Here is a 15,020-nt window from a genome sequence, read left to right as displayed (position 1 = left end):
GCGTTGTTCCCCTCAAGAAATCAGTTTTTCCAGATCATCGAGGGATAGACGTTTGAGGGCCTCCAGGGATTTAGCCAATTCGTCCTGAACCGGTGATAAATCGACGCGCAACGCTTCGATGCGGGTGCAGAACGCTTGCAGGGTGTCGGCTTCGAACAGTTCCTTGAGCGGCACCTTGTCACCCAGGCGTTCCTTGATTCGGGTCACCACCAGCGTCGCCAGCAACGAATGCCCGCCCAACTGGAAGAAGTTGTCCGTCAGACCGACGCGCTCGACTTCCAGCACCTCTTGCCAGACGGTCGCCACTTCCCATTGCAGATCGGTGCGCGGCGCTTCGTAACGCTGCAGCGTCGGATTGCCGCCCAGCGCCATCAGGGCCTTGCGATCGAGCTTGCCATTGGGGGTCAGCGGCAGCACGTCGATCACGTGCAGATGGCTCGGCACCATGTGCGCCGGCAAACGATTGGCCAGGGCCGCCCGCAGGCTTTCCACCAACGATAAACTGCCCGGCTGGCTCGCTACGACGTAGGCATGCAGGTGTTTACCCGCCGCGCCCTCCTGCGCCAGCACCACGGTTTCGCGCACCTCGGGCTGCTCCAGCAATCGGGCTTCGATCTCGCTCAGCTCGATGCGGAAGCCGCGAATCTTCACCTGATGGTCGGCACGACCGATGTACTCAATCGTGTCACCTGGCCCCTGGCGCACCAGATCGCCGGTGCGATACAGCCGCTCACCATTAGCGGCGAACGGGTCCGGCACGAAGCGTTCCGCGGTCAGGCCGGGACGCAGCAGATAACCTCGGGTCACGCCGGCACCGGCCAGGTACAACTCGGCCGCCAGCCCCGCCGGCAGCACTTGCAACTGGCTGTCGAGCAGGTAGGCCACGGTGTTGTCCAGCGGCCGCCCAATGTTCGCCCGGCCGTTGGCGGTGCGCAGGGTGAAGGTCGAATAGGTGGTGTCTTCCGACGGCCCGTACAGGTCATAAACCTGCTTGACCGAGGTGCTGGCGTACAGCGTATCGACCAGCGTCTGCTTGAGCGGCTCGCCGGCCAGATTGATGGTGGTGACCGACGCCGGAATCTGCCCGGCCCGTTGCAGCGCGGCAATTGCCGACGGCACGGTGTTGATCAGCGTCACCCGCTCGCGGGCCGGCAACTCGGACAGCGCCAGGGCGTTATCCGCCAGCACCATGCAACCGCCGCTGGCCAGGGTGACGAAAATCTCCCACACCGACAGGTCGAAACAGATCGAAGTCGAAGCCAGCACGCCGCGCATCTGCTCATCGCGGTACACACCCTGCGACCACTGGATCAGCGCCGCGAGGTTAGCGTGGGTGATCGCCACGCCTTTGGGTTTGCCGGTGGAGCCAGAGGTGTAAATCACGTAGGCCAGGTTCTGCGCCACGATCCGGCTGACCGGTGCCGTGGACGGATACCCGGCGAGCCATTCGGCGCCCTCTTCGACCAATAGCACTTGCGACGGCAACGCCTCGGGCAACATCGCCTGCAACGCGGCTTCGGTCAGCAGCACCGCTGCGCAACTGTCCTCGAGCATGTGCAGCAAGCGCTCTTGCGGATATTCCGGGTCCAGCGGCACGTAGGCACCGCCGGCCTTGAGGATCGCCAGCAGCCCGACCAGCATGTCCGGGGTGCGGCGCATGCACACGCCCACCCGCACTTCCGGCCCGACACCCAGCGCTTGTAGCTTGTGCGCCAGACGATTGGCCCGGGCGTCGAGGGTGCGGTAATCGAGTGCCTGCTCGGTAAACAACACCGCTGCGGCTTGCGGTTGGCGTTGTACCTGCGCGTCGATCCGCTCAACCACGTTGCGCGAATCCAGCGCCGTGATCGCGGCCTTGCCCCAGTCGACAGCCGCTTGACGCGGTGCGCCGTCCAGCAGTTGCAACGCGCCCAGAGGCTGCGAAGCATCCGCCATGAATTGCATCATCAGGCCTTCGAGTTGGGTGCTCAGGTCGGCGATGGTGGCGTGATCGAAACAGGCCTGGTCGAAGCTCAAGCCGAGGGTCAACTCACGACCGGTAACCGCCACCAGCGTCAGCGGATAGTGGGTCTGCTCCTGACGCGAGAGGGTGGAAAACTCGAGCCCGGTGGCAGAACCTTGGGCCAGCGCTTCAGCCATCGGGTAGTTCTCGAACACCAGAATACTGTCAAACAGTGCGCCCGCGCCCTGCCCCGCCCAGCGCTGGATATCGTAGAGCGGCGTGCTCTCATGTTCGCGCAGGGCCAGGTTGAGGCTCTGCACCTGCTGAATCCATTGCCCGACCGGGATCTCGGCGGATGGCGAAGCCACCACCGGCAAGGTATTGATGAACAGGCCGATCTGCTGTTCGACGCCGGGCAAGTCCGTCGGCCGACCGGCCACAGTCGCGCCGAAAGCCACGGCGTCCTGACCGGTATAGCGCTGCAACAGCACCAGCCACGCGGCTTGCATCAGGGTATTGAGGGTGACCTTCTGCTCGCGGGCGAAGCGGTTCAGGTCGCCGGTTTGTTGTTCGCTGAACACATGTTGGTAATCGGCATAACCGCTGACCAATGTCTGGTTGACCGGCATGGCGCTGGCCAGGCGGGTCGGCTCCTGAAGGTCAACCAACGCCGACGTCCAGAACTCGCGACTGGCCTGAGTATCGCGCTGGCCCAGCCACTCAATGTAATCGCGATAGCGCCCCGGGGTCGCCGCCGGGGTCATGCCGGCATAGCGTTGCAACACCTCGCCGAACAGCTGCGAGGTGCTCCAGCCGTCCATCAGGATGTGATGACTGGTGTAGATCAAGTGATGCTGCGCTTCAGCGGTTCGCACCAGCAACACGCGCAACAGCGGCGCCTGGTCCAGTTCGAAACCGGCGACCAGATCCTCTCGGGCCAACTGATCGAGCGCTGCGTGAAGGTCATCACGACCGCGCCAGTCCTGCACGGTCATGGGCATCTGCACCGTCTGCCTTACAATCTGCACCGGCGCGTCGGCGTCCTCGGGCCAGACGAATACCGTGCGCAGAATCTCATGGGCCTCCAGCGTCTGCTGCCAGGCCTGACGGAATCGCTCGGTGTCCAGCTGCCGTACATCGACCCGCAACTGGTTGGTGTAGGCCGGGCCGTCCGGTTCGTTGAGGCTGTGGAACAGGATGCCCTGCTGCATCGGCGACAACGGATAGAGATCGCTGATATCCCGTGCCGGTACCGGCAGCGCCGACAGTTGCGTCTGAGTCAGGCGCACCAGATTGAAGTCCGACGGCGTGACCCCGGCATGCTCACCGCCAGTACAATGTTCGATCAGTCGCTCCAGCTCATGGCAATAAGCATCGGCCAGCGCCTGAATGGTGTGCGGGCGGTACATGCCTTGGCCGAACGTCCAGCTCAATTCCAGCTCACCGCCGTAGACCTGGCCATCGACGCTCAGACAGTTGCCCAAGGGCGCATCGTCATCCTGATGCTCACCGGTGCTGTCGGCAGTCGGCACCAACAGCGCGCCGTCAGCCGCATCGAACGCACCGTCGAACTGGCCCAGGTAGTTGAAGGTGATGCGCGGTGGCGCCAGCTCACGCAGCGGTTCGAAGCCTGCGAGGTAGCGCAGCACGCCGTAGCCGATGCCTTTGCCCGGCACCGCTCGCAGTTGTTCCTTGATCGCGCACACCGAAGTGCCCGGTTCTGCCTGTGGGGTCAGCCGCACTGGAAACAGGCTGCTGAACCAGCCGACGGTGCGACTCAAATCGAGGTCGTCGAACAGGTCTTCGCGGCCGTGGCCTTCGAGCTGGATCAGCACCGAATCCTGTTCGCTCCAGTCGCACAACACCCGCGCCAGGGCCGTCAGCAGCAGATCGTTGATCTGGGTGCGATAGGCGGCCGGTGCCACTTTGAGCAGCGCGTGGGTCAGTGTCTTGTTCAGGCGTGAAGTGGCCCGAGCGGCCTGGCGACGAGTCTGGACGGTCTCGGGAAAATCCCTCGGCAAGTCGCTGTTGCCACCCTCCAACGTGCGCTGCCAGTAATCGCGCTCGGCCTTCAAGGCATCGCTTTGCCCGTAACGGTGCAGGTGTTGCGCCCAGGCCTGGAGCGAACTGCTTTTGCCCGGCAGGACAATCGCCTTGCCAGCCGCCAACGCGGTATAGGCTTGCTGCAAATCCTCCAGCAGCACCCGCCAGGACACGCCATCCACCACCAGGTGATGGATCACCAACAACAAACGTTGTGTAGCGTCAGGCAAGTTCACCACCACCGCGCGCACCAGCCGGCCTTGTTGCAGATCGAGACTGCGCTGGGCCTCGGAGGCCAACGCGGACAAATCGGCAAGGTCGTCCAGTGCCCGCACCCACAACAGGTCCGTGTGGCGCTGCGCCTGGAATGTCGCCTGCCAAGTCTCGCCCGACGTCTGGAAACTCAGGCTCAGCGCATCGTGCTGCTCGATCAGGGCGGCCAATGCGTTGTTCAGATGGGTCGCGTCGAGGGGGATTTGCGGTTGCAACATCACCGACTGGTTCCAGTGATGACGCTGGGGAATGTCGGTCTGGAAGAAGCGGGCCTGGATCGGCAACAACGGCAGCTCGCCGCTGACTTTCTGCGCCACGCTGGCCGCCGGTTTGCTCTCGATCAGTTTGGCCACCGCCGCCAACTGAGCGATGGTTTGCTTCTCGAACAGTTGCTTGGGGCTCAGCTTGATGCCCTGGCGTTTGGCCCGGGCGATGATTTGCAGGCTGAGAATCGAGTCGCCGCCCAGCTCGAAGAAGTTGTCGGTGCTGCCCACTTGCTCAAGCTTCAGGACATCGGCCCAGATGGCGGCAAGCTTCTGTTCGATCTCGCCCACCGGGGCAACAAATTGCTGCGTCACCAGCCCCGGCGCCGGCAAGGCACGCTTGTCCAGTTTGCCGTTGGCGGTCAGCGGCAGGCGCTCCAGCACCACGATCTGCGCCGGCACCATGTACTCCGGCAGGCAGGCCTGTAACTGCTGGCGCACGCCGTCGACATTCAACGCCAGGTCAGGCGCGGCCACGCAGTACGCCACCAGTTGCAGGCGCGCTTCATCGCCGTCCAGCGGCAAGGCCAACACCGCGGCCTCGCTTACACCGCTCAGGCCCAGCAATACTCGAGCAACTTCCGCCGGCTCCACCCGATAGCCGCGCACCTTGACCTGATCGTCGGCACGACCGATGAATTCCAGCGCGCCCTGACGGTTGCGGCGCACCCGGTCACCGCTGCGGTACACCCGTGCGCCGACAGCACCAAACGGATCCGGCAGGAAGCGTTCGGCGGTCACCCCCGGCTGCCCGAGGTAACCCAGCGCCACGCTGTCGCCACCGATGTACAACTCGCCCGCCACCTGATCGGCGACCGCGTTGAGCACATCGTCCAGCACGTAGACATGCGCGCCCGACAACGGACGGCCGACCGGCACGCCGCGAGCACCCGAGTCGAGATCCTTGAGCTCATGGGTCAGCACGCCGACCGTGGTTTCACTCGGGCCATAGTGGTTGATGAACCGGCAGCCTGGCTTGAGTCGCCGCACCTGTTCCAGCAATGCCGGCGAGCAGGCTTCGCCACCGACGATCAGTGCGTGTTGCGGCAACACATCGGCGGCCCGTGATGCCTGCATCAGCGCCGCCAGATGCCCCGGCACGATCTTCAACACGCCCACCTGGTGCTCAGCCATGTAATCGGCAAACCGGTCCGGGTCGAAGCCCAGTTCCTCCGGCAGTACATGCAACAGGCGCCCGGAGCACAGGGCACCAAACAACACGGTAAACCCCAGGTCCGCGGCAATGGTCGAGACCAGCGCCATGCTTGCCGCAGGCTCCAGCGCCAGACGTTCCAGCGCACCGCGCACGTAACTGGCCAGGGCGCCGTGGCTTACCAGCACGCCTTTGGGTTGGCCGGTGGAACCGGAGGTGTGAATCACATAGGCCGCTGCATCCGCCGAAACGGTCAGCGAAGGTTTCGTCGTCGGCTGGTCCTGCCAGCGTTCGGGGGCGAAGGCCAGCCCTTGGCAACCGGCGACCGCCAGAGTGCTTTCCCGCGCGTCGCCTGCGGCACACAGCAGGACTTTCGCCTGCGCGCCTGCGAGCATCTGCTGCAATCGCGCGTCCGGCGCCTTGACGTCCAGCGGCATGTACACCGCCCCGGCCTTGATCACCCCTAACACACAGGTCAGCCATTCCAGGGAGCGCTCCATCAGCACCGCCACGGGCTGCCCGCTCTGCACACCTTGCGCTCGCAGGTAGTGGGCCAGGCGATTGGCGTCCTGATCCAGGGTCTGGAAATTCAATGTCCGTTCAAGGCAGCGTGCGGCCAGTGCCTCAGGCTGTGCAGCAACCTGACGATCCCATTGCTGCAACACCGATTCCGCCGGCTGCCGTGGCGTCAGCGCCGTTGGTACTGGCGTGGTTGCAAGACTGTGCAGCGGCGCCTGCGGGGCGCTCAGCAATTCGCGGAACAGGCCGAGCAGCGCCGGGATAAACCCCTCGACGGTCGAGTGCTGGTACAGGTCGCTGGCGTAGGTCATTTGCCCGTGGATCAGCGTGCCGTCATCAGTGATGTCCAGCGCCAGATCGAAGTGCGTGCCTTGTTTGTCCAGTGGATACTCGGTGACGCTCAGGCCCGGCAGGCTCATCGAACGCTGGGTCTGCATGCCGACGTTCTGGTTGAACTTGGCCTGGAACAACGGGTTATGCCCCAGGGTTCGTTCGGGCACCAGCTCATCCACCAGTTGCTCGAAGGGCAGCTCCTGATGGGCCTGGGCACCGAACGATGCTTCCCGAACCCGGGCCAGCAAATCGTCGAAGCTGCCGCGCTCATCGACCTGGCAACGCAACACTTGAGTGTTGACGAAGAAGCCGATCAGCCCTTCGACCTCGGAGCGCCCGCGGTTGGCATTGGGCACGCCGACGCGAATATCGCGCTCGCCGCCAAGACGCGACAGGAACAACGAAAACCCGGCCAGCACCAGCATGAACAAGCTGATGCCCTGAGCCCGGGCAAAGCCGTTCAACTGCCGGGACAGATCCGCACCGAAATCAAAGCTCAGGGTCTGGCCTTCAAAGCTCTGGGTCAGCGGCCGGGGGAAATCCGCCGCCACGTCCAACAGCGGATGCTCTTCACCCAGCTGCTGGCGCCAGTAATCGAGTTGCCGCTCGCCCTCGCCGGCCTCCAGCCAGCGGCGCTGCCAGATCGCGTAGTCGGCGTATTGCAAGGGCAACGCCGGCAACTGCGGTTCGCGCTCCAGGCTGAAGGCCTGATAGCACTGCACGAATTCCTTGACCATGACGTCCATCGACCAGCCATCGGAGACGATGTGATGCATGCTCACGATCAGCACATATTCATCGTCCGCCAGACGGAACAGGCTGGCCCGTAGCAACGGTCCATGAAGCAAGTCGAACGGTTGCGCAGCCGCTTCCTGAACCCGCCGCGCCAGCTCGGCTTCACGTTCTTGCACGGCAACGTTCGACAGATCGACGCGTTGCAGCGGCACGCTCTGCTGGTCGAGGATGATCTGGCTCGGCTGGTCGTTGTCGGTCTGGAACACCGTGCGCAGCACTTCATGGCGCGCCACCAGATGATCGAACGAACGCACCAGCGCCGCCTCATTCAGCTGCCCGTGCAAGCGCAGGCCGGCGGCCATGTTGTACGCGGCGCTCTGCGGGTCGAGCTGCCAGAGAAACAGCAGACGCTGCTGGGCAAACGAGAGCGGGATCACCGCGCAGTCGTGACGACTGACCGGCAGCGGCAGCAGGCTGAAGTCCTTGCCCTCCTCGCGCAGTTTGGCGAGAAACAGTCGACGTTGCTCCAGCGGCAAACCGACGAACCTTTTAGCGATACGCTCCGCCATATTGCCGCTCATACTTCTACTCCCTCCAAAGAACTCATGAACTGATCCATGTCGGACCAGTCGTTATCGCTTGCACCGCCAGCCAGCGCGGCCAGCTCCAGGGCCAGATCGCCCAGCAGCGGTGTCTCGAACAGGCTGCGCAACGGCAGCACCACGCCCAACTGGCTTTTGATCCGCGCGATCACTTGCGCGGCCAGCAACGAATGCCCGCCCAACTCGAAGAAGTGGTCATCGACACCGACCCGTGGCACTTGCAGCACCTCGATCCAGATCTGTGCCAGAGCCTGTTCGGTGTCGGTTTGCGGGGCGCGATAGCTGCTCTGCAATTGGCTCGGATCGGGGATCGGCAAAGCCTTACGGTCGAGTTTGCCGCTGGGGGTCAGGGGCAGGCGCGGCAACAGCAACAAGTGGCCGGGCACCATGTAGTCCGGCAGGTTCTTCTGCAGTGAGGCCCGGATTTGCTGACGCAGAATTGCCTGCTCCGCCGCACTGCCGAGCACGCCCTGATCGACGACCAGATACGCCACCAGTTGCGCGCCACCGGTCAGGGGCAAGGCCAGCACCACCGCCTCACGAATCCCCGGGCATTGCTGCAACCGCGATTCGATTTCCCCCAACTCAATGCGGAACCCGCGAATCTTCACTTGGTGATCGACGCGGCCGATGTACTCCACCGCGCCATCGTCGCGCAGTCGGGCACGGTCGCCGGTGCGGTACAGGCGCTCGCCGACCGCGAACGGATCGGCAATAAACCGTTGCGCGCTGAGCGTTGGTTGTCGGTGATAACCACGGGCCAGGCCCGGCCCGCCGATGTACAACTCGCCCACCGCCCCTTGCGGCAACAGATTCAAATCGTCGTCGAGCACGTACAGCCGGCGTTGCTCCAGACCGTGACCGATCGGAATGCCGCGCCACGACACCGCTTCGGCGGTCAATGCGCTGCAATCGTGGATAGTCGAAACCACCGTCGCCTCGGTCGGGCCATAAGTGTTGAGCAAACGCACATGGCCCAACCCGGCGCGTTGCCACAGGCGCAGCCCGTCCACCGCCATCGCCTCGCCGCCCACGTGAATCTGGCGCAAGGCGCCGAAGTGGGCAGGCGGATTGGCCGCGTAATCCTGCACCACCGAGTACCAGTAAGCGGCCGGCAAATCCGCCAGGGTAATGCCCTGTTCGACGATCACCTCGTGCAAGGTCGCACTGTCCCACAGTCCGGCATCGCGCAGGACGACACAGGCGCCATGGCACAGCGGCGGGAAGAACTGCTCGACGAAACCGTCAAAACTGCTGGTGGCGAATTGCAGTACGCGATCGCCTTCGCGCAAATCGCTGTAGTCGATCGCCCGCACGATGAATTCACTCAATGCGCCATGGCTGACGGCCACGCCCTTCGGCCGGCCGGTGGAGCCTGAGGTGTAAATCACGTACGCGAGGTTGTGCGGATCTACCGCCACTTGCAGGTTGTCCTGGCTCGCCGCGTCGCCGTCCGGCAGTCGGTCCAGGCACAGGCAATCGATGCCATCGAGCGCCGGCAGGCTACTCAGCAGTGGGCTCTCAGTCAGCAATAGTTTCAGCCCGCTGTCATCGAGCACATGGCGCAAGCGTTCGGCCGGGGTGTGTGGGTCCAGCGGCACATAGGCGCCGCCGGCCTTGAGCACGGCCAGCAACGCCACGGCCAGTTCCAGCGATCGCCCCAACGCCACACCGACCAGCACATCGGGGCCGACGCCCTTGGCGCGCAACTGATGGGCCAGACGATTGCTGCGAACATTCAGTTCGGCATAGCTGAGTGAGGGCGACCGATCGCCAACGAGGATCACGGCGCTGGCCTCGGGAGTGCGCGCCGCCTGGGCCTCGAACAGTTGCGGCATGCCGGGCAGCAGCGCCGGGATGGCGACGGGTTGAATCAAGCGCTCGCGCTCATCCGTGCCGAGCATCGCCACCTCGCCCAGCGGTTGTTGCGGATCACGGCAGACCGACACCAGCACGTTGTGCCAATGCTCGGCCAGCGCGGCGATGGTCGGTGCGTCGAACAGGTCGGTGGCGTAAGTGAACGCGGCGAACAGTTGCTCGCCCTCCTCTCGGGTGTCGAGCATCAGGTCGCTGGTGGCCGCATGCTGACGCCCGCTGCCGGCCAGTTGCTGCTCACTCAGATAGCCGACCTGCAAACCGCAATCGAGGCGCACGTCCTGCAGATCGGTCACCAGCGGCTGGTGGTTGAACATCACCTGAAACAACGGATTGTGACTCTGACTGCGGGCCGGCTGCAGGGCTTCGATCAACGCATCGAACGGCAGCTCCTGATGGGCCTGGGCGCCAAGCGCCGCCTGACGCAGGCTCTGCAGCAGGTCGCTGAAACGAGTCTTGGCGGTGACCTCGCTGCGCAGTATCTGGGTGTTGACGAAGAAGCCGATCAAGCCTTCGGTTTCACTGCGGGTGCGGTTGGCGATCAAGCCGCCGACGCGGATGTCGGTCTGGCCGCTGTAGCGATGCAGCAAGGTCTTGAAGGCGGCCAGCAACACCACAAACAGCGTCACGCCCTGGCGCTGGGCGAGAGTTTTCAGCGCCTGGCGCAGGGCTCCGTCGATGACTTTTTCCAGGCGCGCGCCCTGGTGGCTGGACTGGGCCGGATAGGCACGGTCGGTGGGCAACTCGAGGATCGGAGGCTCTCCACCCAACTGCGTGTCGCCCAACTGCGTACGCCAGTAATCGAGCTGGCGCTCTCGCTCCCCGGCTTCCAGCCAGCTGCGCTGCCACAGGGCGTAGTCGCGGTAGTGCACGGTCAGTGCCGGCAAGGTCGGTTGCCGCCCCGCCACCAACCCGTCGTATGTGCGCATGAACTCGTCGATCAGAATGTTCATCGACCAGCCATCGGCAATGATGTGATGCAACGTCAGCAGGAGCACGTGCTCCTGTTCGGCCAGGCGCAACAGGCGAAGGCTCAGCAACGGTCCCTGCTGCAAGTCGAACGCCTGAGTGGCTTCAGCCATCATGTGCTGCTGCGCCTGCGGCCAGCGCCGCTCTTCAGGCAAGGCACTCAGGTCGTTGATCGCCAGTGTCAGGTCACGGGGGTCGGCCACCCGCTGGAACGCACGCTCGCCTTCCTGGCCGAAGGTGGTGCGCAGGCACTCATGACGCGCCACCAACAGGCTGAACGCGCGCTCCAGCGCCTCGGTTTGCAGCGCGCCGCTCAGGCGCACCGCCATCGGCAGGTTGTAGGCCGCGCTCTGCGGATCCAGCTGCCAGAGGAACCACATCCGCTGCTGGGCATAGGACAGGCCATCACGCTCATCGACCCCGACACAACAGGTCATGGGAAGCTGCGCAAAATCGATGCCTTCGCGGGCCATGCCGGCCAGAAACAAGCGGCGCTTGTCCTGCGGCAATTCGATAAAGCGGCGGGCGAGTTTCTGTGCGTCTGCGGCATTCATGCATTGGGTCCTTGCTGATCGGCGGCGTGACCAGGAGGCCCGGTCGTATCAACAAGAACGAATGGCTAGCGCGATGATTTAGCAGCACAGACAACCCCGCCCCCCTGTGGCGAGCGAGCTTGCTGGCGTTGGGCTGCGCAGCGGCCCCAAAAATCTGGCAGTGATTGTCGATTTTTGTGAGTGCTACGCACTCAAACGGGAGCAAGCTCCCTCGCCACAGGTTTCCCTGAGTCAAGACGCTCTTAAGTGAACACAAAAACGCCGAAGCCGGTGCAAGACCGGCTTCGGCGACAAGTGCGCCAGAGACTCAGTCATGCCTACCTTTGTGGCGAGCGAGCTTGCTCGCGCTGGGCTGAGCAGCGGCCCCAAAAATCTGACAGTCATCGCCGATTTTGTGAGTGCTACGCACTCAAACGGGAGCAAGCTCCCTCGCCACAGGGTTCTCTGACTCAAGACGCTCTTAAGTGAACACAAAAACGCCGAAGCCGGTGCAAGACCGGCTTCGGCGACAGGACTGTTCAGATCAGAGTGCGTCCTGGGAATGCCCTTCGGCCATCGCGACAATCACCTTGCGCTTGCCTTCGAACGGCGCGCGGGCATGGGCCGAGAGCATGTTGTCGAGCATCAGCACATCACCCTCCTGCCAGGGAAAACTGATGGCGCAGTCATCGAGCACCGCACGAATTTCATTGAGCACTTCATCCTCGATGGGCGAGCCGTCGCCGTAGTAGACGTTACGCGGCAGGTCTTCCTCGTCGACGATGTCCAGCAAGGTTTCACGCACCTCCGGCTGCAGGTTGGAAATGTGGAACAGGTGAGCCTGATTGAACCAGACCATGTCGCCGGTCACCGGATGACGCGCCACCGCCTGACAGGTCTGGCGGGTGCGCAATTCTCCGTCATCCTTCCACTCGCAAATGATGCCGTGGGCCTTGCAGTAGGCCTCGGCCACGTCGCGGTCTTCGGTGTTGAAAACCTGTTCCCACGCCACGTCCAGCCCGTTACCGAAATTGCGCACGTACATCAGGCCTTTGTTGACGAAGCGCTCGCGGATCGCGACAGGCATGCGCCGATAGACTTCCCGGCTGTCGGCAATCGGCGTTTCGCCGCCCGAGGTGGCGGCGATCATGCTGTAGAACCAGATTTTCATCGGCCAGTCCCGGGAATAGGCCTGCTCGTTGTGCAGCGGAATGCTCTGATGCGCCGGGTATTCGGTGGAGGTATAAACCCCTTGGGTGACGTTGGTGCGCGGTGTCGAACCGAACTCGTAATTGAGCAGCGGATGGCCGAAGCCGGCGGCGAATTGGCGGAACTGCTCGGCACCGTCCAGTTGGAACCCGCGAAACAGAATGCCGCCGTCACGCAGCAGATGCTCATCCACCAGTTCATTCAATTCATCGAACACCGCCAACAGGCTGGTATTCGGCTCGGTCGCCTCCACCAACAGCGGCAAGCGACCCCGCGCCGGCAACAACGGCCGAACGGCAAAACCCACAGCAACACCCATGACGGGCCTCCTGTTAACACTCAATAAAGTGAACCGCGCGCGCTAAAAAACCGGCGCGGCCAGCTGCGCATGACGTCGGTGATGGACTTCCAGATGATTTTTGATAATCCGCAGCACCTTGGCTTCATGCTCATGAATGAAGAAATGCCCGCCGGTCATCATGTCCACCGAGAAACTACCCAGGGTTTCCTGGCTCCAGCCGATCAATTGCTCGGTGGTGGCCTTGTCTTCCTTGCCGCCGAGCACATGCACGGGGCACTTGAGCAACGGGCGCTGCATCGGGCGAAAGCGTCCGCAGAGCATGAAATCGGCGCGCAGGATCGGCAGCGTCAGGCTCATCAACTCCTGATTGGCCAACACTTCCTCGCTGGTGCCCTGGAAGGTGCGCAGCTGATCGATCAACTGTTCGTCGCTCTGCGGTTCGGCGAAGCCACGGTCATAGTCACTGCGCATCGTCGGGGCCGCCGTGCCGGAAGCAAACAGCGCCACCGGTTCTGGAGCACCGAGGGCACGAAAGGCGTGGGCCATCTCGCAGGCCAGCAACGCCCCCAGGCTGTGGCCGAACAGGGCGTAAGGGCCGTGCAAGGATGGCTTGTGTTCCCTGGCCAATTGCAGGGCCAGGGCGCGCATGTCGGTCTGCAAGGGTTCGTCATAACGGGCGCCTCGCCCCGGCAACTCCACCGGCTGCAAGTGCAGCCACGGCGGCAACTGGCGCCGCCAGCGGCTATAGACCATGGCGCTGGCGCCCGAATAGGGCAGGCACAGCAGTGTCAGCTTTGTCACCGCACTTACCTCAATTGGTTATCTGTAAAAGAGAACGGATGGGGCGTGGTGAGAATTAGTCTGTGGGATGGATGAGATCTACCTGTGGGAGCGAGCCTGCTCGCGATGGCCATTTAGGACTCAGCAAATGTTGTGGCGCTAAGGGCGCCATCGCGAGCAGGCTCGCTCCCGCAGGGATCAGCAGTCAGTTATCACTTGAGATGGCGATAACTCTGCACCGCCGACCCCAACACCACGGCACCCGCGGCAATCGCCACCCAGAACCCGCTGCGTGCACCGAACGCATCCACCAGCCAGCCCGAACTGGCTGCGCCGATCGCCACGCCGATGCTCAAACCGGTGACCAGCCAGGTCAGGCCTTCGGTGAGCTTGGCCGGCGGCACGATGCGCTCCACCAGCGCCATGGCCACAATCAGGGTCGGGGCAAAAAACAACCCGGCGACGAACACCGCCAGTGACAGCCCGAAAATATTGGCCGCCAGCAGCAACGGCAGCGTGGTCACCGCCGTCGCCACCCCGCCGTAGAGGAACAATTGCGCCAGCGGCAACTTGGAACGAAACACCCCGAACGCCAACCCGGCCAGGCACGAGCCGATGGCATACACCGACAGCACAATACTCGCCGCCGCCGGTTGCCCCTGCTGCTCGGCGAACGCGACGCTGACCACATCCACCACACCGACGATGGTGCCCAAGGCGACCATCAACAGTATCAGCAACTGGATCTCGCTCGAGCGGATGATCGAACCCTGATGGTGTTCTTCATAAGGATGTACCGGCGGTTCGGTACCGCGCTGCAACACAAATGCCGTGACCCCGATCGCCAGCATCAGCAACGCCGCCAACGGCCCTGCCTCCGGGAACGCCACCACACACAACCCCACCGACAGCGGCGGCCCGACAATAAAGCAGACCTCGTCCAGCACCGACTCCAGCGCATAAGCGGTTTGTAACTCGGGGCGACCGCGATACAACTCGGTCCAGCGCGCCCGCACCATCGCCGACATACTCGGCATGCAACCGGCCAGCGCGGCAAACGCAAACAACGTCCAGTGCGGCGCCTGCAAGCGGGTACACAGCAACAGCATCAACAACGCCCCACCACCGACCAGTGCCGACACCGGCAAGATCCGGCCTTGGCCAAAACGGTCCACCAACCGCGAAACCTGTGGCGCACAAAACGCCGTGGCCAGGGCAAAGGTCGCCGCGATGGAACCGGCCAGGCCGTAACCGCCCTGCAGCTGCGAAAGCATGGTGATCAAGCCAATGCCAGTCATGGAAATCGGCATGCGCGCGATCATCCCGGCCAGCACAAAGGCGCGTGCGCCTGGGGCGAGGAATAGCTCGCGGTAGGGGTTTGCCATGGGGGGCCGGCCTCAACAAGGGCCTGCAACTTGCCACAAACGTCTGCCCCTGGGAAAGCGTCGAATTGTTGGTTGAGTGTGAACAACGGTCTGCCGGCAAATGAA

At 63.5% G+C, this 15,020-nt stretch carries 5 protein-coding genes; all 5 read right to left on the bottom strand.

The genetic code is table 11. The annotated features are described in order from the left end of the window. Nucleotides 1-12 precede the first annotated feature (12 nt). The gene (locus ACZ9IM_RS24135) at nt 13-7,842 is read right to left on the bottom strand and encodes an amino acid adenylation domain-containing protein (RefSeq protein ID WP_476225117.1); all 7,830 of its coding nucleotides are present in this window, start codon (nt 7,840-7,842) and stop codon (nt 13-15) included. Further along, complete coding sequence (locus tag ACZ9IM_RS24130) at nt 7,839-11,261, bottom strand: amino acid adenylation domain-containing protein (RefSeq protein ID WP_476225116.1); 3,423 nt, start codon at nt 11,259-11,261, stop codon at nt 7,839-7,841. The genes ACZ9IM_RS24135 and ACZ9IM_RS24130 overlap by 4 nt, the downstream gene beginning before the upstream one ends. Nucleotides 11,262-11,784: 523 nt before the next feature. After that, nucleotides 11,785-12,768 carry a TauD/TfdA family dioxygenase gene (locus tag ACZ9IM_RS24125; RefSeq protein WP_476225115.1) on the bottom strand — a complete coding sequence of 328 codons (984 nt, stop codon included), beginning with the start codon at nt 12,766-12,768 and terminating at the stop codon, nt 11,785-11,787. Nucleotides 12,769-12,810: 42 nt separating this feature from the next. Continuing rightward, entirely contained in the window at nt 12,811-13,551 is a 741-nt protein-coding gene (locus tag ACZ9IM_RS24120) for a thioesterase II family protein (protein WP_476225114.1), read from the bottom strand. 191 nt (nt 13,552-13,742) lie between these two features. Beyond that, a complete protein-coding gene (locus tag ACZ9IM_RS24115) occupies nt 13,743-14,915 on the bottom strand; it encodes an MFS transporter (RefSeq protein WP_476225113.1) in 1,173 nt (390 codons plus the stop codon). Between the last annotated feature and the right edge of the window lie 105 nt (nt 14,916-15,020).

The organism is Pseudomonas sp. TE12508 (assembly GCF_056279485.1).
Note: the sequence above shows the minus strand (reverse complement) of the source record. Positions and strands in the feature narration are given on the sequence as shown.